This is a genomic window from Nocardiopsis sp. NPDC101807 (assembly GCF_044766605.1).
GTDB lineage: Bacteria > Actinomycetota > Actinomycetes > Streptosporangiales > Streptosporangiaceae > Nocardiopsis > Nocardiopsis tropica.
The window spans coordinates 189,939-215,009 of the sequence record NZ_JBIWMK010000009.1 but is presented as its reverse complement, the minus strand read 5'-3'; the positions used below and the strand labels follow the sequence as shown (position 1 = coordinate 215,009).

16 protein-coding genes and 2 riboswitches are annotated in these 25,071 nt (G+C 74.6%); of the genes, 12 read left to right on the top strand and 4 right to left on the bottom strand.

Annotated features, from left to right (window positions below; all coding sequences use genetic code 11):
• Window positions 1–8 precede the first annotated feature (8 nt).
• From nuoL to ACIRPH_RS26050, 4 genes are all read left to right on the top strand, one after another.
• On the top strand, window positions 9–1,952 hold the full coding sequence (gene nuoL, locus ACIRPH_RS26065) for an NADH-quinone oxidoreductase subunit L (RefSeq protein ID WP_402919116.1): 1,944 nt from the start codon (window positions 9–11) through the stop codon (window positions 1,950–1,952).
• A gap of 3 nt (window positions 1,953–1,955) precedes the next feature.
• Window positions 1,956–3,620: an NADH-quinone oxidoreductase subunit M gene (locus ACIRPH_RS26060; RefSeq protein WP_402918906.1), complete on the top strand. Its 1,665-nt coding sequence runs from the start codon at window positions 1,956–1,958 to the stop codon at window positions 3,618–3,620.
• A gap of 8 nt (window positions 3,621–3,628) precedes the next feature.
• Window positions 3,629–5,269 carry an NADH-quinone oxidoreductase subunit NuoN gene (gene nuoN, locus ACIRPH_RS26055; protein WP_402919114.1) on the top strand — a complete coding sequence of 547 codons (1,641 nt, stop codon included), beginning with the start codon at window positions 3,629–3,631 and terminating at the stop codon, window positions 5,267–5,269.
• 216 nt (window positions 5,270–5,485) lie between these two features.
• Window positions 5,486–6,490 carry a polyprenyl synthetase family protein gene (locus tag ACIRPH_RS26050; protein WP_402918904.1) on the top strand — a complete coding sequence of 335 codons (1,005 nt, stop codon included), beginning with the start codon at window positions 5,486–5,488 and terminating at the stop codon, window positions 6,488–6,490.
• 553 nt (window positions 6,491–7,043) lie between these two features.
• Here the strand turns inward: ACIRPH_RS26050 and ACIRPH_RS26045 are convergent.
• From ACIRPH_RS26045 to rarD, 3 genes are all read right to left on the bottom strand, one after another.
• Entirely contained in the window at window positions 7,044–8,156 is a 1,113-nt protein-coding gene (locus ACIRPH_RS26045) for a hypothetical protein (RefSeq protein WP_402918902.1), read from the bottom strand.
• Between the two features lie 208 nt (window positions 8,157–8,364).
• Entirely contained in the window at window positions 8,365–9,306 is a 942-nt protein-coding gene (locus ACIRPH_RS26040; protein ID WP_402918900.1) for a flagellar associated protein, read from the bottom strand.
• Between the two features lie 122 nt (window positions 9,307–9,428).
• On the bottom strand, window positions 9,429–10,406 hold the full coding sequence (gene rarD, locus ACIRPH_RS26035) for an EamA family transporter RarD (protein ID WP_402918898.1): 978 nt from the start codon (window positions 10,404–10,406) through the stop codon (window positions 9,429–9,431).
• Window positions 10,407–11,013: 607 nt separating this feature from the next.
• Here rarD and msrA point away from each other — a divergent pair.
• From msrA to ACIRPH_RS25995, 8 genes are all read left to right on the top strand, one after another.
• Window positions 11,014–11,670 (top strand): peptide-methionine (S)-S-oxide reductase MsrA, encoded by a 657-nt coding sequence (gene msrA, locus ACIRPH_RS26030; protein ID WP_402918896.1) that lies wholly within the window; start codon window positions 11,014–11,016, stop codon window positions 11,668–11,670.
• 557 nt (window positions 11,671–12,227) lie between these two features.
• Window positions 12,228–12,438: riboswitch (cobalamin riboswitch) on the top strand.
• Between the two features lie 59 nt (window positions 12,439–12,497).
• Window positions 12,498–13,556, top strand: coding sequence for an ABC transporter substrate-binding protein (locus tag ACIRPH_RS26025; protein ID WP_402918894.1), 1,059 nt, complete (start codon window positions 12,498–12,500; stop codon window positions 13,554–13,556).
• Window positions 13,553–14,569, top strand: a complete 1,017-nt coding sequence (locus ACIRPH_RS26020) for a FecCD family ABC transporter permease (RefSeq protein WP_402918892.1) — start codon at window positions 13,553–13,555, stop codon at window positions 14,567–14,569. Before ACIRPH_RS26025 ends, ACIRPH_RS26020 begins: the two co-directional genes overlap by 4 nt.
• Window positions 14,566–15,384: an ABC transporter ATP-binding protein gene (locus ACIRPH_RS26015; RefSeq protein ID WP_402918890.1), complete on the top strand. Its 819-nt coding sequence runs from the start codon at window positions 14,566–14,568 to the stop codon at window positions 15,382–15,384. The genes ACIRPH_RS26020 and ACIRPH_RS26015 overlap by 4 nt, the downstream gene beginning before the upstream one ends.
• Window positions 15,385–15,397: 13 nt before the next feature.
• Window positions 15,398–15,537, top strand: a riboswitch (cobalamin riboswitch).
• A gap of 33 nt (window positions 15,538–15,570) precedes the next feature.
• A complete protein-coding gene (gene cobN, locus ACIRPH_RS26010; protein ID WP_402918888.1) occupies window positions 15,571–19,161 on the top strand; it encodes a cobaltochelatase subunit CobN in 3,591 nt (1,196 codons plus the stop codon).
• Window positions 19,158–19,883, top strand: a complete 726-nt coding sequence (cobF, locus tag ACIRPH_RS26005; RefSeq protein WP_402918886.1) for a precorrin-6A synthase (deacetylating) — start codon at window positions 19,158–19,160, stop codon at window positions 19,881–19,883. The genes cobN and cobF overlap by 4 nt, the downstream gene beginning before the upstream one ends.
• Complete coding sequence (locus ACIRPH_RS26000; RefSeq protein ID WP_402918884.1) at window positions 19,880–21,628, top strand: cobyric acid synthase; 1,749 nt, start codon at window positions 19,880–19,882, stop codon at window positions 21,626–21,628. Before cobF ends, ACIRPH_RS26000 begins: the two co-directional genes overlap by 4 nt.
• Window positions 21,625–22,365 (top strand): cobalt-precorrin-6A reductase, encoded by a 741-nt coding sequence (locus tag ACIRPH_RS25995; RefSeq protein ID WP_402918882.1) that lies wholly within the window; start codon window positions 21,625–21,627, stop codon window positions 22,363–22,365. Before ACIRPH_RS26000 ends, ACIRPH_RS25995 begins: the two co-directional genes overlap by 4 nt.
• 264 nt (window positions 22,366–22,629) lie before the next feature.
• On the opposite strand, the gene ACIRPH_RS25990 is transcribed toward ACIRPH_RS25995, so the two are convergent.
• Window positions 22,630–25,017, bottom strand: coding sequence for a cobyrinate a,c-diamide synthase (locus ACIRPH_RS25990; RefSeq protein ID WP_402919112.1), 2,388 nt, complete (start codon window positions 25,015–25,017; stop codon window positions 22,630–22,632).
• Window positions 25,018–25,071: the final 54 nt, after the last annotated feature.

The window sequence follows — 25,071 nt, the reverse complement described above, 5'->3', positions numbered from 1 at the left end:
ACGTGGCAGTGACATCTCACGCGTACCTCGCCGCCGAACCCGCGGTGGCGACCGCCGCCGACAGCGCGGTGCTGTCGAACGCCTGGCTGCTGATCGCCCTGCCGCTCGCGGGCGCGGCGGTCCTGCTGCTCGGGGGGAGGCGAACCGACAAGTGGGGGCCCTGGCTGGCCACGGCCCTCCCGGTCGCCGCCTTCGCCTGGGCGCTCCTGGCCCTGTTCGACCTCCTGGGCCGGGGCGCCGACGCCCGCAGCGTCGCCGTCCCCGTCTACCAGTGGTTCGCCGTCGGCGACTTCTCCGCCGGGGTGGACCTCCTGGTCGACCCGCTCTCGATCAGCTTCGTCCTGCTGATCACCTTCGTCGGCTCCCTGATCCACATCTACTCCCTCGGCTACATGTCCGAGGACCCCGGCAAACGGCGGTTCTTCGCCTACCTCAACCTGTTCGTCGCCGCCATGCTCGTGCTGGTGCTCGCGGACAACTTCGTCCTGCTGTTCCTCGGCTGGGAGGGCGTGGGCCTCGCGTCCTACCTGCTCATCGGGTTCTGGCAGTACAAGCCGACCGCGGCCACCGCCGCCAAGAAGGCGTTCCTGATCAACCGGGTCGGCGACATCGGCCTGCTGGTCGCCATCATGATCATGTTCACGGCGCTGGGCGCGGTCAGCTTCAGCGACGTGTTCGCGGCCGTCCCCGGGGCCGGCGACGGCGTCCTGCTCGCCGTCGGGCTGCTGCTGCTCCTCGGCGCGTGCGGCAAGTCCGCGCAGCTGCCCCTCCAGGCCTGGCTCCTCGACGCCATGGAGGGCCCCACCCCGGTGTCCGCGCTCATCCACGCGGCCACCATGGTCACCGCGGGCGTGTACCTCATCGTGCGCGCCGGGCCCGTCTTCGAGGCGGCGCCCGTCGCCCAGACGGTCGTCACCGTCGTGGGCGCCGCGACCATGATCGCGGGCGGGATCATCGCCTCGGCCAAGGACGACATCAAGAAGTCCCTCGCCGGGTCCACGATGAGCCAGATCGGCATGATGGTCCTCGCCGCCGGGCTCGGCCCCGTCGGCTACGTGGCCGCCATCGCCCACCTGGTCACGCACGGCTTCTTCAAGGCCGGGCTGTTCCTCGGGGCCGGATCGGTCATGCACGCCATGAACGACGGCGTGGACATGCGCCGGTACGGTGCCCTCCGCAAGGCCATGCCGGTCACGTTCGCGACCTTCGGCCTCGGCTACCTCGCCATCATCGGGTTCCCGCTGCTGTCCGGCTGGTGGACCAAGGAGAGCATCATCTCCGCGGCCTTCGGCGTCGGCGGCACCCGGGGCCTGGTCCTCGGCACCGCCGTCATCGTCGGCGCCGCGCTCACCGCCTTCTACATGTCGCGGATGGTCTTCATGACCTTCTTCGGCGAGAAGCGCTGGGAGGAGGGCGTGCACCCGCACGAGTCGCCGGTCAGCATGACCGCTCCCATGGTGGTGCTGGCGATCGGCTCCGTCGCCCTGGGCGCGTTCATGACCCTCGGCGACCGGTTCGCGAACTTCCTGGCCCCGAGCATCGGGGCCCACCCGCACCACTTCGACGTGGCGCACGCGTTCACCGCCCCCTACGGGATCGCGGCCCTGGCCGTGATGGTCGGCGGTGTGGCCCTCGCCTGGGTGGTCTACCTGCGCAGGCCGGTGGCCAGGACCGCGCCGGAGGCCAACCTCGTCACCGCCTTCGCGCGTGAGGAGCTGTACGGAAACCAGATCAACGAAGGCCTGCTGATGCGGCCCGGACAGGTCCTGACCAAGGTCCTGCTCGTGGTCGAGGAGAAGATCATCGACGGCGCGGTCAACGGGCTCGGCACGGGTGTGCGCGACTCCTCCCGCGGGCTGGGCAGGGCGCAGACCGGCTTCGCCCGGACGTACGCGCTCACGATGCTCCTCGGCGCCGTCATCGTCGCCGCGACGCTGGCTGTGAGGTTCTAGACAATGATCCCCTGGCTCACTATCGCGATCGCGCTCCCCGTGATCGGCGCGGCCGTCATCTGGGCGCTGCCGCGCGTGAAGACGTCACCCGCCGCGGCCACCGCGGGGGCCTCCGCCTCCGCGGGCGCCGCGGCCACGGCCGGGGCCGCCACGGCCACGGCCACCAGGGCCCCGGCGGCCACCGCCGCGGGGGCCGCCGGGTCGCCCGCCGGGACCGCCAAGCGGGTCGCGCTCGGCTTCTCCGTGCTCACCCTCGTCGTCCTCGCCGCCATGGCGCTGAGGTTCGACACGTCCGCGGCGGGCGGCCTCCAGTTCGAGGAGGTCTACCCCTGGATCCCGCGCTTCGGCGTCCACTTCGCGCTCGGCGTCGACGGGATCGCGCTGACGCTGATCCTCATGTCGGCGGTCCTGGTGCCGCTCGTCATCCTCGCGGCCTGGAACGAGAACGAGGACAGGGAGGACGGCGGACGCGGCTACTTCGCGCTCGTCCTGGTGCTCGAGGCCATGATGATCGGTGTCTTCGCGGCCACCGACGTGTTCCTGTTCTACGTGTTCTTCGAGGCCATGCTCATCCCGGTCTACTTCATGATCGGCCGGTACGGGCGCGGTGAGGACAGGGCCAAGGCGGCCGTCAAGTTCCTGCTGTACAGCCTCGCCGGCGGACTGGTCATGCTGGTCGCGGTGATCGGCGTGTACGTCATCGGCGGGACCTTCCTGTGGACCGACCTCGTGGGCGAGGGCAGCGCCCTCGCGGCGGTCGACCCGGGCACCGCGCGGTGGCTCTTCCTCGGCTTCTTCATCGCCTTCGCGATCAAGGCGCCGATGTGGCCCGTGCACACCTGGCTGCCCTCGGCGGCGGGGGCCTCGCGCCCCGGCACCGCCGTGCTGCTCGTCGGCGTGCTCGACAAGGTCGGCACCTACGGCATGCTCCGCTACTGCCTGGAGCTGTTCCCGTCCGCGGTCTCGTGGTTCGTGTGGCCGGTGGTCGCTCTGAGCCTGGTGAGCATCGTCTACGGCGCGATCCTCGCCATCGGGCAGAGCGACATGATGCGCCTGGTGGCGTACACGTCCGTGTCCCACTTCGGGTTCATCACCCTGGGCATCTTCGCCCTGACGCCGCAGGCGCAGGCCGGGGCCGCCCTCTACATGGTCAACCACGGGTTCGCGACCGGCGCGCTGTTCCTCGTCGTGGGCTTCCTCGTCGCGCGGCGCGGGTCGTCGCTCATCGAGGACTACGGCGGCGTCCAGAAGGTCGCGCCCAAGCTCGCCGGGGTGTTCCTGGTCGCCGGCCTCGCGGGCCTGGCGCTGCCCGGCCTCGCCCCGTTCGTCAGCGAGTTCCTCGTGTTCGTCGGGGTGTACGCGTTCCACCCCGCGCCCGCGGTCATCGCCGCGTCCGGCGTCGTCCTGGCCGCGCTCTACATCCTGTGGATGTACCAGCGCACCATGACCGGGGAGACCCCGGCCCGGCTGTCCGGGCTGCGGGACCTGTCCGGGCGCGAGACGTGGGCGGTCGCCCCGCTGCTCGCGCTCATCATCGCGTTCGGCCTCTACCCCCAGCCCCTGCTCAACGTGATCAACCCCGCCGTCGAGCGCACCGTGGAGGTCGGGACCGCCGACACCGCGGGCGCCGGGGCGGACGGGGCCTCTGAGGAAGGAGGCGAGGAGTGATCCCCCACATGGACCTCCCCGTCGTCACCGAGGGACCGCCGGAGATCAACTGGTGGCTGCTCGCCCCGCTGCTCACGCTGTTCGCGGCGGGCGTCCTGGGCGTGCTGTTCGAGGCGTTCGTGCCGGCCAGGCGCAGGCGCGGCCTCCAGATCGGGCTGGCGGCGCTCGCGCTGCTGGCCGCGTTCGTGCTGCTCGTGCTCCAGATCGGCACGCTCCCCGCCGACCGGGCCGGGGTGACCGTCGCCGCCGGCGTGCTCGCCGTGGACCGGACGGTGATCTTCTTCCAGGGCACCATCACCGTGCTCGCGCTGGTCAGCCTGCTGCTCATCGCCGAGAACCGGGACGGCCGGGACGCGTTCGCCGCCCAGGCCGCCACCGTCCCCGGCAGCGAGGAGGAGCGCGCGCACATCATGGCGGGCTCCCAGCACACCGAGGTGTACCCGCTGGTCATGTTCGCCGTGCTGGGGATGCTGATGTTCCCCGCCTCGAACGACTTCCTGACGATGTTCATCGCCCTGGAGGTCATGAGCCTCCCGCTGTACCTGCTCTGCGGGCTCGCGAGGCGGCGGCGCCTGTTCTCCCAGGAGGCCGCGGTCAAGTACTTCCTGCTCGGCGCGTTCTCCTCGGCGTTCTTCCTGTTCGGCATCGCCCTCGTCTACGGGTACGCCGGATCGGTGAACTTCGGCACGATCAGGGCGGCCGTGGAGGCCGGCGGGGCCGAGATCTTCCAGGGCGAGGGGGGCGACGGCGAACCGCTCCTGCTGATGGGCATCGGCCTCGTCGCCATCGGGCTGCTGTTCAAGGTCGGCGCCGTCCCCTTCCACAACTGGAAGCCCGACGTCTACCAGGGCGCCCCGACCCCCATCACGGCGCTGATGGCCTCCTGCACGCTGGTCGCCGCCTTCGGCGCCCTGCTGCGGGTGTTCTTCGTGCCCTTCGGCACCTCGGCGGCCAGCTGGGAGCCGATGCTGTGGGCGGTCGCGGTGCTGACGATGGTCGCCGCCGCGGTCATCGCCGTCACCCAGCGGGACATCAAGCGCCTGCTGGCGTACTCCTCGGTCGTGCACGCCGGGTTCATCCTGACGGCCGTCGTGGCCAACAGCACCGACGGGCTCGCGGGCGCCATGTTCTACCTGGCGGCCTACGGGTTCACGACCCTGGGCGCGTTCGCGGTGGTGACCCTGGTGCGCACCAAGGACGGCGGGCAGGAGCTCGGCGACCTGGAGCGCTGGGCCGGGCTCGGACGCCGCTCCCCGGCGCTCGCCGGTGCGCTCGCCCTGTTCCTGCTGGCCTTCGCCGGTATCCCGCTGACCAGCGGTTTCATCGGCAAGTTCGCGGTGTTCGAGGCGGCGGTCGCGGCCGGGGCCGCGCCCCTGGTGGTCGTGGGCGTGCTCAGCAGCGCGGTGACCGCGTTCTTCTACGTGCGGATCATCGTTGTGATGTTCTTCCGGGATCCGGAGGGCGACGGTCCGACCGTGGTGCGCGCGGGCGCGGCCACCGGCGGGGTCATCACGATCGGGGTGGCGGCCACGCTGCTCCTCGGCCTGTACCCCGGACCGGTGCTGGACCACCTGCTGCCGTCCTCGGAGACGGGCCCGGAACCGGTCGCCGTCATGGTGGACCAGGCCTCCACGGACACCGACGGGTGAACACCGCCGGTCACGGATCCGGATCGCCCGTGAAACCCGGGTGATCCGGATCCGGCCGCCGTGTACCCGGGTGTGGCTTTGGCTGAGCATTCCGGGTCGGATACCGTGGCAAGTCGGATCATGTTCATGTGCTGAGCACGCGGCGGCCCCCGGGCCTCCTTCCGAGGGTCTCCCGAGAGGCCGCCGACGTGCCCGTTCAACAGGTGGAGCTTTACGGTGAGCGGTGCTGTCCCGAGCGGGTTTCTCGCTCTGCCGAGAGTCGACCCGACCCTCGCCCGGGAGGTCCAGGACAACCTCGAGAAGGTCGAGGACCTGCTCCGGGACTCTGTGGCCTCCAGTGACCCCCTGCTGTCCGAGGCGGCGTCCCACCTGCTCGCCGCGGGCGGCAAGCGGTTCCGGGCCACCCTGGTGCTCCTCGCGGCCCACTTCGGCGACCCCACGGTCCCCGACCTCATCCCCGCGGCGGCCGTCGTGGAGCTGACCCACGTGGCCACCCTCTACCACGACGACGTCATGGACGAGGCGGAGATGCGCCGGGGCGAGCCCAGCGCCAACCAGCGCTGGGGCAACAGCATCGCCATCCTCACCGGCGACTACGTGTTCGCCAAGGCCTCCGAGATGCTCGCCGACCTGGGCACCGAGGCCGTCCGGCTCCAGGCGGTCACCTTCGGCCGCCTCGTGCAGGGCCAGATCCTGGAGACCTCCGGCCCCAGCGAGGGCACCGACCCCCTGGACCACTACCTGCGGGTCATCAGCGACAAGACCGCCTCGCTCATCGCCTCCTCGGCGGAGTTCGGCGGCATGTTCGGCAAGGTCGACCCGGAGACCATCGGGACCGTCACCCGGGCCTGCGACGCGCTCGGCATGGCCTTCCAGCTCTCCGACGACATCCTGGACGTCGCCAGCGAGAGCACCGACTCCGGCAAGACGCCCGGCACGGACCTGCGCGAGGGCGTGCTCACGCTGCCGATGTTCTACGCGCTGCGCTCGCAGGACCCCGCCGACGCGCGGCTCCGTTCGCTCCTCGGCCGCCCGCTGGGCGACGACGAGGCCGAGGAGGCGCTCAAGCTGCTGCGCGTCCACCCGGCCATGGCGGAGGCGGAGGCCACCCTGAGGGGCTGGGCCGACAAGTCCCGCGAAGAGCTGGCCACGCTCCCGGAGGGGCCGGCCAGGAACGCCTTCGAGGCGCTCTGCGACTACGTGGTCGAGCGCTCCGGCTGACACCGGGGCGCGGGGCGACCGCCCCCGCGGTCTCCTGTGCTCCCGCTGCTCCCGCGGCCTCCCGCGTCCCCGACCGTTGACGGATCCGGGCGGGTGGGGCCGCGCCGTGGGCTGTCCCTCGGCCGTCTCCCGCGCCTCCGACCGTCGCCGCGTCCGGGCGGGGCCGCGCCGTGGGCGGCCCTGTCCCTGTGGCTGTCTCCTGCGGCCTCCTGCGTCCCCGACCGTAGGCGCCTCCGAGCGGGGGCCGCGCCGTAGGCTGTTCCGTCCTGGCGGCCGGACGCGGCGCGGACGGGCGTACGAGCGGAAGGCCGCCCCCCGGGACCCCGGCCCCTCCGGGGGCCGGACGCGGCGCGGCGCCGCCCCGCGAAGGGGCGGCGCCGGCGGTCGAGCGGTCCGGTCGGGCGGCGCGGTGACCCGAGGGGTTCCCAGACCCGCCCCTCCCGGCTACGTCCCCCGTACCCGCGGCCCGCAGGGCGCCGAGCCCCTCCGCGGGTCCTGGTCCGTCGGGGCGGGTCTCCCTCGGGTCGCACCGGTCACCCTCCCGGACGGCCCGCTAGCTGATGACGGGAAGCGCCTCGGAGCCCGGCAGCTGGGTGAAGGTCGGGTGCTGGACCATGTTCGCGGGGACCTCCTGCTCCTTGGTCCCCCCGTCGATCGACACGATGTCGCTGGTGTCGATGTCGTTGAGCAGGTCGGTGCCCCGGCCCAGGCTCGCCACGAGCTCCTCCGCGGTCTCCGTGTTCGCGCCCTCCACGAGGGTGGGCAGGCCCGTGTCGGCGGCGGCCCGGGGCAGGGCCTCGGCGGCCTGCGGCAGCGCCTCGTCCACCGGGGCGATGCCGGTACCGGTGATGCGGGGCACGCCGGCGTCGGCCAGGGGGCCGCCCAGCCCCAGGACGGTCGTGCCCTCGGGGGCGGCGAGCACGGTGTCGGTCAGACCGGCCAGGGGCTCCGCGGGGGCGCTCTGCCGGACGGTGCCCCGGCCCAGGGGGGCCACGACCTCGTCCAGGACGATGCTCCCGTTCCCGGTCAGGGCGGTCAGGTCCGAGGGCTCGGGCAGCTCGGCGGTCTGCGGCAGCGTGGTGAGGTCGCGCGTGCTCGGCAGGTCGATCTCGTCGCGCAGGGCGTAGGTGGCCTCCACGGTGTGCGGCACCACCTCGACGAGGGTCGCCTCGGCCTCGGACCCGACGCCCCGGGCGGTGTCCTCCAGCGCCTCCCCGGCCGCCACGGCGCGCTCCTCCACGACGGCGCCCGCGGTGTGGCCGACGGTGTCGTGGGGGTTCCCGTCCAGCCCCGTGGCGTCCTGGACGCCGGACACGGTGTCGGCGAGGGCGGGGACGGGGTTGGGGACGGTCCCGACCGGCGTGGCGACGTCCGTGCCCCGGGGCAGCGGCGCGGAGAGGTCGGGGGCGGAGCCGTCGGGGTTGTGCGCGCTGTCCTGGAGCTCGGCCAGGGCGGTGCCCGCGATGGGGCCGACCCCGCCGGGGGCCAGGCTGTTCATGGTGGGGGCGACGCCCTCCACCAGGGCCCGCTCGACGATCGGCGTGATCTCGCGGACGGGGGAGTCGAGTCCCTCGGCGCCCGCGATCCCGGCGCCGAGGGCGACGAAGCCCGCGGTGCCCGCGACGAGCAGGACGGCCCTGGCTGAGATTCGCTTGGCCTGCGTCATGGAATTCCTTCCGGAAGCTGTGGTCGGTGCATTCGTGGAAGCCGTGCGCTCGGAGCGCCGACGACCTGGGCCGGAGGTGGACCACCGGCTGACATGAATCACGTGAACGGCGGCACGGGACTCAGGTCAGCTCCCAGGAGGTGCGGCGGGGACGCCGCGCTGGGAACGGTCCGCGCGCGGGAACGGGACACCGCGCGGTGGGACCGCCCTAGTCGGGGGAGACGGTGGGGTCGTCGCTGGGACCGCTCGGCACGGGGTGCAGCGAGCGGGAGGCCAGGAGCACGGCGGAGGCCGAGGGAGCGGTGACGGGCGGGGCCGTGAGGTAGCCGGCGACCGCGGGGGCGGCGCCGCCCGCGGACGCCGCGGAGCCGGTGGCCAGCTGGGCGGAGGGCGCTGTCGCGGAGGAGGCGCCGGTGTCGCCGGGCTCCCCGTCCGACCCGGCGGAGGGGACCTCGGCGGCGGGTGCGGCGGGCGGTGCGAAGGCGTACACGGGCCCGTGCCCGCCGGGGGTCCCGGCGGAGGCGGACGGGGCGTCCTGGCGCCCCTCCCGCCCACGGGCGCGGTCGGCGGACTCCGGCTCCCCCTCGCGGGCTCGGGCCCCGGCCGGAGCCGTGGAGTCCTGGAGGCCGGACACGGTGTCGACGGCGGGGGAGAGGAGGTTCTGGGCGGTGTCCCGGCGGGTGCGGTCGAGGTCCCCGACGACCCGGCGGGCCCCTTCGCGAAGCTCGTCCACCGGCCAGCCGGGATCGTCCAGGAGTCCGGTCCGGTCGTCCCCGTCCTGTCGGCCCAGGCCCTGCCGGACGGTGCCGAGGGTCCTGGAGACCGGTTCGGCGACCCGCTCCGGGACGACCTCGTCGAGGGAACCGGGGCGGTCGAGCCCGAGCGCGCCTGCGTTGCCCAGCGCGTCCGCGCCGGTGCCGCCGAGGGCGGCGCCGGTCCCGGTGAGCGCGCCCGCCCCGCTCCGCGCGAGTGCCCCGGTCCCGTCGAGGGCGCCGCCGAGGGCGTCCGCGTGGACGGGTGAGGCGCCGAAGAGCCACAGGGTGGTGAGGAACGCCCCCACGAGGAACGGCAGGCCGAGCAGGGAGGGGCTCATGGAGCACGCGGCCGAGGCGACGCGCATGGCGCGTGCCGTTCGGCTGGTGCGGGGCATGAGGGACCCTCCGGGACGTGCTGCCTGGTCGGAACCGGTACGGTGACCGGTTCGCGACCTGACGTTAGCACAATGTCACGCAGGGTAGTTTGTGTTCTCCGAAAAGGGGGAATCCGCCGGGGTCACTCCTCGGCGTCCGGGCGGACGTGCTGCTCGGGCTCCCTCTCCCGTTCCGCCTCCTGCGCCATGAGGTCCAGCCGGGCCCTGGCCCGTGCGCGGGAACGCGAGCGGACGCCGCTCAGCTGGTCGAGGACGAACACGCACAGCGCCGACCAGACCAGGGCGAAGCCGATCCAGCGGGCGAGCGGCATCTCCTCGCCCTGGACGAGCCAGCCGATGAAGAACATCATGGTCGGGGCGATGTACTGGAGCATGCCGATGATGCTCAGGGGCACCTGGCGGGCGGCCACGCCGAAGAGCAGCAGCGGCAGGGCGGTCACGAACCCGCCGCCGACCAGCAGCGCCGTGTGGACGGGCGACACCGAGAACATGGTTCCGTCCCCCGTGGCCTCCAGGTAGACCACGAAGCCCAGCGCCGGCAGGAACATCACCAGCGTCTCGACGGTCAGGCTCTGCATCCCGTCGAGGTCGACGTACTTCTTGACCGCGCTGTACGCGGCGAACGACGAGGCCATGAGCAGGGCGAGCCACGGCGTCACGCCGTAGCCGATCGTCATCACGACCACGGCGAGGACGCCCAGGCCGACCGCCACCCACTGGGCCGTGCGCAGCCGTTCGGAGAACAGCAGCACCCCCAGACACACCGACATCAGGGGGTTGATGAAGTACGCGAGGGAGGCCTGGAGGGTCTGCTCCACGGAGACGGAGTAGATGAAACCCCACCAGTTGAGGGAGATCAGCACGGCTGCGGCGGCGACCGGCAGGAGGCGCCGGGGGCTGCGGAGCACGGCGGGGAGCCAGGCCCAGCCCCGGCGGGCGAGCAGGAGGATGACGCACATCGCCAGCAGGGCCCACACCATGCGGTGGGCGAGGATCTCGCCGGGTTCGGAGGCGGAGAGGAACGGCCAGTACAGGGCCGCGAAGCCCCACAGGAGGAAGGCGCTTGCCCCGAGGGCGACGCCGCGGTTGGATTCCGGCACGTACGCAATGGTAGGACGAATTATCTGGCGTGTCTGCCTCATATCGGGCGGTACCCGGTTTCGTGAGGCGGGTCATGCTCCCGGGACGGGCGGGGGCCTCCCGGGCCCGTGGGCGACCTCCCGTGGAGGCGGGGGCGGGTCGCGCCCCTCGCTGCGGAGCGGCGTGCCGACCGGGGCCCCGGTCGCTCGGGTGCGCGCTGTCCGGAGGACGGACCCCGGGGGCCGGGGCCCGGGCGCTCGGGCGCGCTGTCGGAGGTCGGACCTCTGGTCGGTCGGGACCCCGGGCGCTCGGGTGCGCGCCTGCGACGGGGCGCCGGGTCCGGCGTCCGACGGACAGGGGCCCCGGGCGGGCGGGGGCGCGGTGATCCGCCGGACGGGGGCGCCATCGCCCGCCGCCCCCTCGGGCGGGGCTTCGCCGCCGGGCGGCGAACGGAGAGGGGCGCCGGTCGGGGGAGGGGCGCGCCGACGTGGGAGCGGCGGGGGAGAGACCTCCGCGCCGACGGCGGACGGCGGTGGACGACGACGCCGGAAGGGGCCCGGCGGCGGGGTCGTCCACAGGCGGGAACAGGGCAGTGCGCCGCGCCCGCGCCGCGGATAGCCTGGAGTCATGTTCGGGAGAAAAGCCACCATGGTCGACCCAGCGCGTGCCCTGCCCGGCCGGGACACCCCGATGCCGGTGCACGCCGAGCACACCGTGCTCGGCACGCCACTCACCCCGCCCTACCCGGAGGGCAGCCAGATCGCCGACGTGGCGATGGGCTGCTTCTGGGGGGCCGAGCGGATCTTCTGGCGCCTCGGCGCCGAACGCGGCATCGTCACCACCGCGGTCGGCTACGCGGGCGGTTACACGCCCAACCCCACCTACGAGGAGGTCTGCTCCGGCCTGACCGGGCACACCGAGGTCGTACGGGTGGTGTTCGACCCCAGTCGGATCACCTACCCGGAGGTCCTCAAGGCCTTCTGGGAGGGCCACGACCCGACCCAGGGGCTGCGCCAGGGCAACGACGTCGGCAGCCAGTACCGCTCGGCGATCTACTACCACGACGAGGCCCAGAAGGCCGTCGCCGAGGCCACGCGCGACGCCTTCCAGCCGGTGCTGACCGCCGCCGGGTACGGCCCGATCACCACCGAGATCGCGCCGCTCAAGGCCTTCTACTTCGCCGAGGAGTACCACCAGCAGTACCTGTCCGACGCCAAGAACCCCAACGGGTACTGCGGCATCGGCGGGACGGGCACCAGCTGCCCCATCGGCGTCGTGGGCTAGCCGTCCGGGCGCGGCCGACCGCGCCGGGGGGAGCAGGGCCCGGCCGTCGAGCGACGACGACCGGGGCCCCGCGTCCGCCTCGGCCGGGCTCCGGGCCGGGGCTCAGCGTCCCGGCCCGCCGTCCGACGGCGGCCGGGTGGTACGTCCGCGCACGCAGAAGCACGTCCGCGCACGTTCGCCTGACGGCCGGGTGACGGCCCGGCCGTCGCGCGACGACGACCGGGGCTCTCACAACCCCGGCGCGGGCGCTCTCCCGGTGGGGGAGGCCGGGCAGCCCGGCGACGCGGGGGCGTGTGCCGGGGCCGGGCCGTGGGAGCCGCACGCCGACGGCGGCAGGGGTCACGTGCGCGGGAGGCGCGCCCGGAGGGATCCCGTGCGGCCACGGACGTGCCGGGGCCGGGCACTCCCGCCCGGGAGGGGGCGGGGCGGCCGCCCCGTAGCGGACGGCGGGCGCGGCCTGCCAGGGTCCTTCCCCCTGCTCCGGCGGAGTGCCGATGGGCCCGACGGGCCCGGACGGCCCCGCAGCCCCGCCCGCCCGGGAGACCGGACGGGGCCCTTGGTACCCTTCCGGGGCCAGTCGTACCACCTCGGTGGTCAGGGAATCCGGTGAGAATCCGGAGCTGACGCGCAGCGGTGTGGGGGACGGGCGGGGTACACGAGCCACTGGGGCCCGCGCGCGGACACAAGCGCCCGCGCGCACCGCCCTGGGAAGGCACTCCGTCCGGACGAACCCGAGTCCGAAGACCTGCTGGCCCCTCCGCGTCGAGTGCGCGGAGGCGCATCCATGCCAGGCTCCGCGTTCGAGTCCCGACACCCGAGGCATCCCCATGTCGCGCCACGCGCTCCCGTCCTCCGCCCTCCCCTCCCTCGCCCTCCTGCTCGTCCCCCTCCTCGCCCTCACCGCCTGCGGCCCGCAGGACGACCGGGACGGCGACGGCAACGAAGCGGCCACCGGGTCCGGCTACCCCCGCACCGTCGACAACTGCGGCCACGAGGTCACCCTCGACGCACCCCCGCAGCGGGCGGTCTCCCTCAACCAGGGCACCACCGAGATCCTCCTCTCCCTGGGGCTGGAGGACCGCGTGGTCGGCACCGCCACCTGGACCGACCCGATCATGGAGGGCTTGGAGGAGGCCGACGAGGGCATCCCGCGGCTGGCCGAGAACAGCCCCTCCTTCGAGCGGGTCCTGGAGGCCGAGCCCGACCTCGTGACCGCCTCCTTCGTCTCCACGCTCGGCGCCGGCGGCGTCGCCACCCGCGAACAGTTCGAGGAGCTGGGCGTGCCCTCGTACGTCTCCCCGACCGACTGCGCCACGGGCAAGGACAACGAGGGCGGCGGGGACGGCTCCCGGAGCGAGCCGCTCACCCTGGACGCCGTCTACGGCGAGATCCACGACCTGGCCGAGATCTTCGGGGTGGAGGAGCGCGGGGAGGAGCTGGTCGGGGAACTCCGTGACCGGGTGGACGCCGCGACCGAGGAGCTGGAGGTCGAGGACGTCTCCCTCATGTACTGGTTCGCCAACGCGCAGTCGCCCTACCTCGCGGGCTGCTGCGGCGCCCCCGGCGCCATCACCAGCGCCGTCGGCGCGCAGAACGCCTTCGACGACACCCACAGCGAATGGCCCCAGATCAACTGGGAGACCGTCGCGGACCGCGACCCCGACGTCATCGTGCTCGGCGACCTGACCCGCGACTCCCAGACCGCGGAGAGCGCGGCGGCCAAGATCGCGTTCCTGGAGGACAACCCGGCCACCCGCAACCTCACCGCCGTGCGGGAGGAGCGGTACGTCCTGCTCAGCGGCCAGGCGATGAACCCCTCGATCCGCACGGTCGAGGGCATCGAACTGGTCGCCGACGGTCTGCGCGAGCTCGGGTACGTCCGTTGAGGGGTGCGCGCCCGGCGCTGCTCCTCACCTCCGGCCTGCTGCTCCTCGGCCTGTCGGTCTCGGTCGCCGTCACCATCGGGCCCGCCGACATCACCCCCGCCGAGGTCTGGAGGTCGGCCGCCGCCCGGTTCGGGTGGGGTGAGAGCCCTCTGACGCAGCTGCGCGAGGGCATCGTGTGGAACCTGCGCATGCCCCGCACCCTGCTCGCCGCGGTCTGCGGGGCCGGCCTGGCCGTGTGCGGCGCGGTCATGCAGTCCCTGCTCCGCAACCCGCTGGCGGACCCCTTCGTGCTCGGGGTCTCCTCCGGCGCCTCCACCGGGGCGGTCCTCGTGACCGTGCTCGGCTGGGGCGTCGGAGCGGTCTCGCTCCCGGCGGGGGCCTTCGCGGGCGCCCTGCTCTCCTTCGGCATGGTGATGGTGCTCAGCCACAGCCTCGGAGGGAGCATGGACCGCGTCGTGCTGTCCGGGGTCGCGGCCATGCAGCTGTTCTCGGCGCTGACCTCGTTCATCGTGCTGACCTCGGCGGACGCCGACACCACGCGCGCGGTGCTGTTCTGGCTGCTGGGCTCCCTCAGCGGCGCCGGGTGGACCGACGTGCTCCTGTGCGCCGCGGTGCTGTGCCTCGTGCTCGCCGTCTGCCTCGCCCACACCACCACCCTGGACGCCTTCGCGTTCGGCGAGGAGGCCGCGGCGAACCTGGGCGTCCGGGTGGGCCGGGCCCGCACGCTGCTGCTGAGCGCCACCGCGCTGCTCACGGCGGTGCTGGTCAGCTCCACCGGCGCGATCGGTTTCGTGGGGCTGGTCCTGCCGCACGCCGCACGGGCCCTCACCGGTTCCTCCCACGCCCGGCTCCTGCCGGTCACCGCGCTGGCGGGGGCGGTCTTCCTGGTGTGGGTGGACACGGTCGCCCGGACCGCGCTGGACCCGCAGGAGATCCCGGTGGGGGTGGTCACCTCCCTCATCGGGGTGCCCGCCTTCGTCGCCGTGCTGTACCGAGTGAGGAGGAAGACGTGAACCACCCCGTCCAGGCCCCCGGGGAGGGGCTGCGCGCCGACCGGGTCAGCCTCGGGATCGGCGGCCGGCTCGTGCTCGACGGCGTCACCCTCGCCACCCGCCCCGGCGAGACCGTCGGACTGCTGGGCCCCAACGGTTCGGGCAAGTCCACCCTGCTGCGGCTGCTCGCCGGGGTGCTCGGTCCCTCCGCCGGGGTGGTCACCCTGGACGGCCGGCCGCTGGACCGGGTCGGCCGCCGGGCCGTGGCACGGCGCGTGGCCGCCGTCCAGCAGCAGGCGCACACCCAGACCGAGCTGACGGTCCGCGAGGTGGTGGCCCTGGGTCGCATCCCGCACCGCCGGTCCTGGACGCCCATGACCGCGGCCGACCTGGAGGCCGTGGCGCGGGCGCTGGAGCGCACCGGACTGGCGGACCGGGCCGACCAGTCCTGGCACACCCTGTCCGGCGGCGAGCGCCAGCGCGCCCAGATCGCCCGGGCCCTGGCCCAGGAACCCGGCGAGCTCCTGCTCGACGAACCCACCAACCACCTCGACATCCAGTACCAGCTCGACCTGCTGGAGCTGGTCACGGGCCTGCCGGTGACCACCGTGGTCGCCCTGCACGACCTCAACCTGGCGGCGATGTACTGCGACCGCCTGGTCGTGCTCCGGGAGGGCCGGGCGGTCGCCGGGGGCACACCCTCCGAGGTCCTGACCTCCGACCTCATCGGAGAGGTGTACGGGGTCCCGGCCGAGGTCACCCCGGGGACCGACGGCCCGGTGGTCCGCTTCCTGCGCCGGGGCCGCGTCACCCCGGGGCGGGCCGGCCGCTCCTGACGTCCCCGCCGGGACCGGAGGAGGGGCTCCCGGCTACAGTGTGAATCCTTTGCTCGTGGTACAGGAACCCGGTGCGAGTCCGGGGCGGTTCCGCCACTGTGACACCCCGATGAGGGGTGCAGCCAGACACTGGCCCGGGCAGTCCGACCGCCGACGGGGCGAGAACCCCGAGGGAGGAGCCCGGCCATGACGGTCCGGATCGCTCTGCTGTCCACGTCCGACACCGATCTGCTGTCCGCGCGGGCCAGCGGCGCCGCCTACCTGTGGGCCAACCCGTCCCGCGCCTCCGACGCCGAGCTCACCGGCGCCGTCGGGCGCGCCGACCTCGTGGTGGTGCGCCTGCTGGGCTCCTCGCACGACCTGTGGCCCGGCCTGGCCGCAGTCCGCGAGCGGGGCACGCCCCTGGTGGTCCTCAGCGGCGAGCAGCAGCCCAGCGCCGAGCTCATGGAGCACTCCACCGTGCCCGTCGGGGTGGCGACCGAGGCCCACCGCTACCTCGCCGAGGGCGGTCCGGCCAACCTCGGCCGCCTGCACGCCTTCCTGTCGGACACCGTGCTGCTGACCGGCGAGGGGTTCGAGCCCCCGGCGGCGCTTCCGCCGTGGGGCTTCGCCGAGCGCGAGCTGCCGCACGACCCGGGGCTGCCCAAGGTGGGCATCCTCTACTACCGGGCCCACGAGGCGGGCGGCAACACCGCGTTCGCGCACGCCCTGGCCGACGCCGTCGACGCGACCGGCCGGGCCGTGGGCGTCCCCGTCTTCGCCGGGTCGTTGCGCTCGGCCCCCGACGACCTCTACGAGGCGCTCGGCGGCTTCGACGCCCTGGTGGTCACGGTCCTCGCGGCGGGCGGCACCGTGCCCGCGTCCGCCGGCGCGGGCGGCGACGACGAGGCCTGGGACGTGGAGCGCATGGCCGCCCTGGACGTCCCCGTCCTCCAGGGACTGTGCCTGACCAGCTCACGCGAGGACTGGGAGGCATCCGACGACGGGGTCACCCCGCTCGACTCGGCCACCCAGATCGCCATCCCCGAGTTCGACGGCCGCATCATCACGGTGCCGTTCTCCTTCAAGGAGATCGACGGCGACGGGCTGCCCCGCTACGTCGCCGACCCCGAGCGCTGCACACGGCTGGCCGGGATCGCCGCCGCCCACGCCCGGCTCCGGCACGTGCCGCCCGCCGAGAAGCGGATCGCCGTGGTCCTGTCCGCCTATCCCACCAAGCACGCGCGCATCGGCAACGCCGTCGGGCTCGACACCCCCCGCTCCCTGGTGCGCCTGCTGCGCCGCCTGCGCCAGGAGGGCTACGACCTGGGCGGACCCGACGCCCTTCCCGGCCTGGACCTGCCCGACGAGACGGAGGCGGGCGACGCCCTGATCCACGCCCTGATCGAGGCGGGCGGCCAGGACGAGGACTGGCTGACCTCCGTCCAGCTCACCGAGGCCCACGTACGCATCACCCCCGAGCAGTACGCCGCCTGGACCCGGGACCTGGACCCGGCCCTGAAGGAGGCGATGACCGAGGCGTGGGGCGCCGCACCCGGCGAGCTGTACGTGAACGACCAGGGCGAACTCGTGCTGGCCGCCCTCCGGGCGGGCAACGTCGTCGTCCTGGTGCAGCCTCCGCGCGGTTTCGGCGAGAACCCGATCGCGATCTACCACGACCCCGACCTGGCCCCCAGCCACCACTACCTGGCGGCCTACCGCTGGCTGGAGCACGGGTTCGGCGCGCACGCCGTCGTGCACCTGGGCAAGCACGGCTCCCTGGAGTGGCTGCCCGGGAAGAACGCCGCGCTCTCCGCCGGCTGCGCCACCGACGCGGCCCTGGGGGATCTCCCGCTGGTCTACCCGTTCCTGGTCAACGACCCGGGGGAGGGGGCCCAGGCCAAGCGCCGCGCCCACGCCACGGTCGTCGACCACCTCATCCCCCCGATGGCCCGGGCGGAGAGCTACGGCGACATCGCGCGCCTGGAGCAGCTCCTCGACGAGCACGCCAACATCGCGGCGATGGACCCGGCCAAGCTGCCCGCGGTCCGCGGCGAGATCTGGGCCCTGATGCGCGCCGCCGAGATGCACCGCGACCTGGGTCTGGACGAGCGGCCCGACGACGAGGAGTTCGACGACTTCCTGCTGCACGTCGACGGCTGGCTGTGCGAGATCAAGGACACCCAGATCCGCGACGGCCTGCACGTGCTGGGGGCGGCGCCGGAGGGCACGGCCCGGGTGAACCTGGTCCTGTCCGTGCTCCGCGCCGCCCAGGTCTGGGGAGGCGTGGGAGGTGCGGTGCCCGGCCTGCGCGCCGCCCTCGGCCTCAAGGAGGACGCGCCCACCCAGGAGGTCGACGCGGTGGAGGCGCTGGCCCGCGGCCTCGTCGAGCGCATGGAGGCCGCCGGATGGGACCCCGCCGCCGCGGAGGGCGTGCACGACGACCCCGGGGTGCGCCGCGTCCTGGAGTTCGCCGCCGAGCAGGTGGTGCCCCGGCTGGCCCGCACCACCGACGAGATCGACCACGCCCTGCACGCCCTGAACGGCGGCTTCGTCCCGGCGGGCCCGTCCGGCTCCCCGCTGCGCGGACTGGTCAACGTGCTGCCGACCGGCCGCAACTTCTACACGGTCGACCCGCGCGCGGTCCCCTCCCGGCTCGCCTGGCAGACCGGCCAGGCCATGGCCGAGTCCCTGCTGCGCCGCCACCTGGACGAGACCGGCGCCTACCCGGAGTCGGTCGGCCTGTCGGTGTGGGGCACCTCCGCGATGCGCACCTCCGGCGACGACATCGCCGAGGTCCTGGCCCTGCTCGGGGTCCGGCCCGAGTGGGACGAGGCCTCCCGGCGGGTCGGCCGGCTCCACGTGGTGCCGCTGGAGGAGCTGGGGCGCCCGCGCATCGACGTCACGGTGCGCATCTCCGGCTTCTTCCGCGACGCCTTCCCGCACGTGGTCGCCATGCTGGACGACGCGGTCGGCCTCGTCGCCGGGCTCGACGAGCCGGAAGAGCAGAACTACGTGCGCGCCCACACCGACGCCGACCTGGCCGAGCACGGCGACCGGCGCCGCGCCACCACCCGGATCTTCGGCTCCGCCCCCGGCTCCTACGGCGCGGGCATCCTCCAGGTCGTGGAGTCCGGCAACTGGCGCGACGACCGCGACCTCGCCGAGGTCTACACGGCCTGGGGCGGTTTCGCGTACGGCCGCGACCTCGCCGGCGTGCCCGCGGCCGACGACATGCGGACCAACTACCGCCGGATCAAGGTCGCCGCGAAGAACATCGACAGCGCCGAGCACGACATCGCCGACTCCGACGACTACTTCCAGTACCACGGCGGCATGATCGCCACCGTGCGCGCCCTCAGCGGGGCCGACCCCAAGGCCTACGTCGGCGACTCCACCTCGCCCGACGCGGTGCGCACACGGCCCCTGGCGGACGAGACCGCCCGCGTGTTCCGCGCCCGGGTGGTCAACCCCCGCTGGATCGCGGCCATGCGGCGGCACGGCTACAAGGGCGCCTTCGAGCTGGCCGCGACCGTCGACTACCTGTTCGGCTTCGACGCCACGGCCGGGGTCGTGCACGACTGGATGTACGAGAAGCTCGCCGCCGAGTACGTGCTGGACGCCGAGACCCAGGAGTTCCTGCGCCGCTCCAACCCCTGGGCGCTGCACGGCATCGTCGAGCGCCTGCACGAGGCCGCGCGCCGCGGGCTGTGGGCGGAGCCGGACCCGGCCACCCTGGAGGCCCTCACCGAGGTCTACCTGGAGGTCGAGGGCGACCTGGAGGAGCGGTCCGAATGAGGGTGCGGATCCTGGGGATCGGCATGGGCCCCCAGCACGTCACCGGCGAGGTCGCCGAGGCCCTGCGGGACTGCGACTACGCGGTGGCCGTCGACAAGGGGGCGGACGACGGGCTGCTGGCCCTGCGCCGGGCCGTCTGCGACGCCTTCGGCGTCCCGCTGGTCACCGTGGCCGACCCCGAGCGCGACCGCGACGACCCCGCCGACTACCCGGCGGCGGTCGCCGACTGGCACGAGGCCCGCGTGGCCGCCTTCGAGCGGGTGCTCGGCGAGCGCGGCGGCACCGCGGCCCTCCTGGTCTGGGGCGACCCCTCCCTGTACGACTCCACCCTGCGCATCGTGCGGCGGATCGCCGAGCGCGGGCGCGTCGAGACGGACTACGACGTGCTCCCCGGGATCAGCGCGCCCCAGGTCCTGGCCGCCCGGCACCGGATCGTGCTGCACGAGGTCGGCCGCCCGGTGCACGTGACCCCGGCGCGGCGGCTGGGCGAGGCCGTCGACGCGGGGCAGGACAACATCGTGGTCGTGCTCGGCGGACGGCACGGGTTCGAGGGGCTGGAGGACTGGTCCCTCTGGTGGGGGGCCAACCTGGGCGCCGACTCCGAGGAGCTGGTCGCCGGACGGGTGGGCGAGGTGCTGCCCGAGATCGGGGCCGCCCGGCGCCGGGCCAGGGAGAAGGCCGGCTGGATGATGGACACCGCGCTGCTGAGGAGGCCGGAGTGACGGGGCTCCTGGTCGCCGGGACCACCTCCGACGCGGGCAAGAGCGTGGTCACCACCGCCCTGTGCCGGGCCTTCGCCCGCCGGGGCGTGCGGGTGGCGCCGTACAAGGCGCAGAACATGTCCAACAACTCGATGGTCTGCCACGGCCCCGACGGGCGCCCGGCGGAGATCGGCCGCGCCCAGTGGGTGCAGGCGCTGGCCGCCCGCGCCCTCCCCGAGCCCGCCATGAACCCGGTGCTGCTCAAACCGGGCAGCGACCGGCGCAGCCACGCCGTGCTGCTCGGCCACCCCGCCGGGGAGGTGTCCTCCTCCGACTGGGAGGCGGGGCGGCGCCACCTGGCCGAGGCCGCGCACGCCGCCTTCGACGACCTGTCCGCCCGCTACGACGTCGTCGTCGCCGAGGGCGCGGGCAGCCCCGCGGAGATCAACCTGCGCGCGGGCGACTACGTCAACATGGGCCTGGCCCGCCACGCGGGGATGGCCGTGGTCGTGGTCGGCGACATCGACCGGGGCGGGGTGTTCGCCGCGATGTACGGGACGGTGGCGCTGCTGGAACCCGAGGACCAGGTCCTGATCGCCGGTTTCGCGGTCAACAAGTTCCGCGGCGACCACGCCCTGCTCCGGCCGGGGCTGGACGACCTCGAACGGATCACCGGCCGTCGGGTGTTCGGGACCCTGCCGTGGGACCCGGGACTGTGGCTGGACTCCGAGGACGCCCTCGACCTGGAGGGGCGGCGGGCCGACGGGGAGGCGGCGCTGCGGGTGGCGGTGGTGCGCCTGCCCCGGATCAGCAACTTCACCGACGTGGACGCCCTCGGCCTGGAACCCGGGCTCGACGTGGTCTTCGCCTCCGGACCGCGCGACATCGCCGACGCCGACCTCGTGGTGCTGCCGGGCACCCGTTCCACCCTCGCCGACCTGGCCTGGCTGCGCTCGCGCGGACTGGACACGGCGATCACCGCACACGTCCGCCGCGGACGCCCCCTGCTCGGCGTGTGCGGCGGGTTCCAGATGCTCGGGCGCACCGTCACCGACCCCGAAGGGGTCGAGGCCGCACCGGGGGCGTCCGCCGACGGGCTGGGCCTCCTCGACGTGCGCACCGACTTCACCGCCGACAAGGTCCTCCGCCTGCCGGAGGGGGAGGCCCTGGGCGCTCCCGTGAGCGGTTACGAGATCCACCACGGCCGGATCACGGTGGGCGACGGCGCGGAGGAGTTCCCGGGCGGGGCGCGTTCGGGCAGCGTCTTCGGGACCATGTGGCACGGCAGCCTGGAGGGCGACGCCTTCCGGGCGGCCTTCCTCGCCCGGACGCTGGGGTACGGGCCGTCCGGGACGGACTTCTCCGCGGCGCGCGAGCGGCGCATGGACCTGCTCGCCGATCTGGCGGAGCGGTACCTGGACGTCGACGCCCTGCTGGGGCTGGCCCGCGAGGGGGCCCCGGCCGGGCTCCCCGTGCTCGGCCCGGGACCCTCCCTCCCGTCGCCCTCCACCACCCTCAACGGACGGCCTTCGGCCGCGGTCCTTCCTTCTTCGTCACCCTCCACCACCCTCAACGGACGGCCTTCGGCCGCGGTCCTTCCTTCTTCGTCACCCTCCACCACCCTCAACGGAGGGCCTTCGGCCGCGGTCTCTTCCTCTTCGTCACCCTCCACCACCCTCGACGGAGGGCCTTCGGCCGCGGTCCCTCCCGCCTCGTCGCCCTCCGCCGCCCCCGGCGGACGCCTTCGGGGCGGTGATCCCCGATGAGGCTCCTGCTCCTGGGCGGCACCTCCGAGGCCCGCGAACTGGCCGCCCTGCTGGTCGGGGCGGGCGTCGACGTCACCACGTCGCTGGCCGGACGGGTGGCCCGGCCGCGCCTGCCGGCGGGAAAGGTGCGGATCGGCGGGTTCGGGGGAGTGCCCGGACTGCGCGCGGCCCTGGCCGACTACGACGCGGTCGTGGACGCCACCCACCCCTTCGCGCTCGGTATGACCGCCAACGCGGCCGCCGCCTGTACGGACCTGCCGCTGCTGCGCCTGGAGCGGCCGGGGTGGGAACCCGACCCGGCCTGGCACTACGCCGACACCCACGAGGAGGCGGCGGAGCTGGCGGCCGGGCTCGGCGAGCGGCCGTTCGTGACGGTCGGCCGCCAGGAGCTGGCCCGCCTCGTCCCCGCCCTGGGCGGGCGCGCGGTCCTGGCCCGGGTGGTGGACGTGCCCGGACTCGAACTCCCCGCCGCCTGGCGGCTGGTGACCAGCCGGGGACCCTACCGCCTCGACGGTGAGCTGGAGCTGATGGCCGGGCACCGCGCGGACGTGCTCGTCACGAAGGACTCCGGGGGCGCCTACACCTGGCCGAAGATGGAGGCGGCCGGGAGGCTGGGGGTGCCGGTCGTGGTGGTGCGGCGCCCGCCCGGCCCCCGGGGCGTGCCCACCGTCCACGACGTGGTGGACGCCTTCGACTGGGTGACCGGCCCGGGCGGGATCCCCCGGCGGAGCCCCTGAGGGCGGTGCGCACCCGGTCGTCGACGGGCCGGGCACGGGCCGCTCCCCTCCCCGCGGCGTGACGACGGGCGTCCGCCCCCCCGCGAGCCGGGGACGCCGGCGCGCACGCGGTCGGCCGGGAAGGACGTGTTCGTCTCCCGGACGACGGACCGGGACCGACGCGCGGGGTCGGCCCAGCCGTTCCCCCGTGGCACCGCCGGCACCCGGGGACGCCGACGCGCGCGACCGGCTGAACCGTTCCCTCCCGGTGCTGTCGGCGCCCGGTCACCCCGCCGACAGGGCGGCGAGCAGTTCGCCCGTGGTCCCGGGCGGGCGCACGGCCACGCGCACCCACGCGGCGTCCAGACCCGGGAAGGTGTCGGCCCGGCGTACGGCGATGCCCCGGTCGCGCAGCCGCGCGTGGACCCCCTCGCCCGCCTTCACCAGCACGAAAGGCGCCCGGGAGGGCACGAACCCGATCCCCGCGCCGCGCAGCCCCGCCTCCAGGACGGCGCGCCAGTCACCGAACTCCTCCGCGCGGCGCTCCGCCTCCGCGCCCGCCTCCCCGCCCATGCAGGCGACGGTGGCGGCGATCGCGGGCGCCGACACCGACCAGGGCGTCTGCACCCGGGCCAGACCGCGCACGACGGCCTCGTCGCCGACCGCGTACCCGGCGCGGATACCCGGGACCGACCAGTGCTTGGTGAGGCTGCGCAGCACCACCAGGCCCCCGATCCGCTCACCGGCCAGGGACTCCGGTTCCCCGGGCAGGGCGTCCATGAACGCCTCGTCCACCACGACCAGACGGCCGGGCCGGCACAGTCCGCGCAGCGCCTCGGCCGGGTGCAGGACACCGGTGGGGTTGGTGGGGTTGCCGACCACCACCAGGTCCGCGTCCTCGGGGACGGCGGCGGGGTCGAGGGCGAAACCCCCGCTCTCCGGGCACAGCACGGGGGTCACGGCGTGCCCGGCCTGCTCCAGGGCGGCGTGCGGCTCGGTGAACTGGGGGTGCACGACGACGGGACGGCGCCACGGCCGCAAGCGGGCGATCAGGGTGAACGCCTCGGCCGCGCCCGCCGTCGGCAGGACCTCGGCGGGCCGCCGGGCGTGGCGGCGCGCGACGGCCTCGCGCGCGGGCGCGGGGTCGGGGTAGACGTCCGCGTGGTCCAGGCTCTCGCGCAGGGCCCGGTCGAGCCAGGCGGGCCGCCGCCCCGGATAGACGTTGACGGCGAAGTCGAGCATGCCGCCGCGCGCCTCCACGTCGCCGTGGTGGCGCAGCGGATCGGCCACCGGTCCGGAGCCGGGGACGGCCGCCCCGGCCACGGGGGAGGGCACGGCGGGCGCCGGGGCCGGAGCCGGGGCCCCGTGCACGGCCCCGGCGAACCTCGCGGCGAGCTCGGGGTGGCCGGCCCAGTGCACGTGCAGGTAGGAGGCGTGCAGGGTCGGGGAGGCGAAGCCCTCCGGCGTGCCGTCGACCTCCCAGGCCGGACGGTCCCCGTGGCCGGGCGCGAGGACCGTGCGGTGGAACTCGTGGCCGGTGACCCGCTCCCCGGCCCGGGTCAGCAGTGTGTCCCCCGGCGAGACCGCCTCGGGGTAGCGCAGGGTGAGCCGCTCCGCCATGCGGGCGACGGCCGGGACGGCCCCCGCCATGGCGTGGCCGTCGAGCGCGTCGGCGAGGTAGAGCAGGCCCGCGCACTCGGCGACCGTCGGGACCCCGCCCCGGACCGCCTCGCGCAGCTCGGCCAGCAGACCCCGGTTCGCGGCGAGCTCGCCCGCGTACACCTCGGGGAACCCGCCGCCCAGGTACAGGCCCCGGGTACCGGACGGAAGGCCGGTGTCCTCCAGGGGGTCGAACGCGACGACCTCGCACCCGGCGGCGGTGAGCAGTTCCTCGGTCTCGGTGTAGCGGAAGGTGAAGGTCCGGCCCCCGGCCACGGCGATCACCGGGCGAGGGCCCCGGCCCGGGGCCGCCACCTCCGGGGCCGGGTCCCACGGGCGGGCGTCCAGACCGGGCGCGGAGCGGGCCGCCTCCAGCAGGGCGTCCAGGTCGACGTGGCCCGCGATGTGCTCGCCGAGCCGCTCGACCACCCGTGCCGCGTCCTCCCGCTCGGACGCCGGGACGAGCCCGAGGTGGCGGGACGGGCTGGCGATCCGCTCGTCGCGGGGGATCACGCCGAGGACCGGCAGGGCGACCGAGCGGGTGATCTCGGCGACGTTGCGCGCCGAACCGGCCTTGTTGAGGATCACGCCGACGACCTCGACCGCCGGGTCGTAGGCGGCCATGCCCGCCACCAGCGCACCCACCGACCGGGACATCCGGGACACGTCCACGACCAGGACCACGGGCGTGCGGGTCAGGGCCGCGACGTGAGCGGAGGAGGCGAAGCCGCCGGTGCCGAGCCGCCCGTCATACAGCCCCATCACCCCTTCGACGACGGCCGCGTCCGCGCCCCGGGCCCCGTGCAGGAGCAGCGGCGCCACCCGCTCCTCCCCGACCAGGTGGGGGTCGAGGTTGCGGCCGGGGCGGCCGGTGGCCAGGGCGTGGTACCCGGGGTCGATGTAGTCCGGGCCGACCTTGTGGCCGCTGACGGCGAGCCCGGCGTCGCGGAGCGCGGCCATCAGCCCGGCGGCGACCGTGGTCTTGCCCTGCCCGGTCATGGGCGCGGCGACCATCAGCCTCGGCAGGGCCGCCGGCCGTGCCGGGGGCTCCGGCCGGGGCGGACCCGT

What these genes read in the sequence shown, in the direction of transcription:
- ACIRPH_RS26025 (WP_402918894.1), top strand. Translation starts at nt 12,498, where the DNA reads ATGTCGCGCCACGCGCTCCCGTCCTCCGCCCTCCCCTCCCTCGCCCTC.
- ACIRPH_RS25995 (WP_402918882.1), top strand. Translation starts at nt 21,625, where the DNA reads ATGAGGCTCCTGCTCCTGGGCGGCACCTCCGAGGCCCGCGAACTGGCC.
- ACIRPH_RS26045 (WP_402918902.1), bottom strand. Translation starts at nt 8,156, where the DNA reads ATGACGCAGGCCAAGCGAATCTCAGCCAGGGCCGTCCTGCTCGTCGCG.
- ACIRPH_RS26040 (WP_402918900.1), bottom strand. Translation starts at nt 9,306, where the DNA reads ATGCCCCGCACCAGCCGAACGGCACGCGCCATGCGCGTCGCCTCGGCC.
- ACIRPH_RS25990 (WP_402919112.1), bottom strand. Translation starts at nt 25,017, where the DNA reads ATGGTCGCCGCGCCCATGACCGGGCAGGGCAAGACCACGGTCGCCGCC.
- ACIRPH_RS26060 (WP_402918906.1), top strand. Translation starts at nt 1,956, where the DNA reads ATGATCCCCTGGCTCACTATCGCGATCGCGCTCCCCGTGATCGGCGCG.
- msrA (WP_402918896.1), top strand. Translation starts at nt 11,014, where the DNA reads ATGTTCGGGAGAAAAGCCACCATGGTCGACCCAGCGCGTGCCCTGCCC.
- cobN (WP_402918888.1), top strand. Translation starts at nt 15,571, where the DNA reads ATGACGGTCCGGATCGCTCTGCTGTCCACGTCCGACACCGATCTGCTG.
- nuoN (WP_402919114.1), top strand. Translation starts at nt 3,629, where the DNA reads ATGGACCTCCCCGTCGTCACCGAGGGACCGCCGGAGATCAACTGGTGG.
- cobF (WP_402918886.1), top strand. Translation starts at nt 19,158, where the DNA reads ATGAGGGTGCGGATCCTGGGGATCGGCATGGGCCCCCAGCACGTCACC.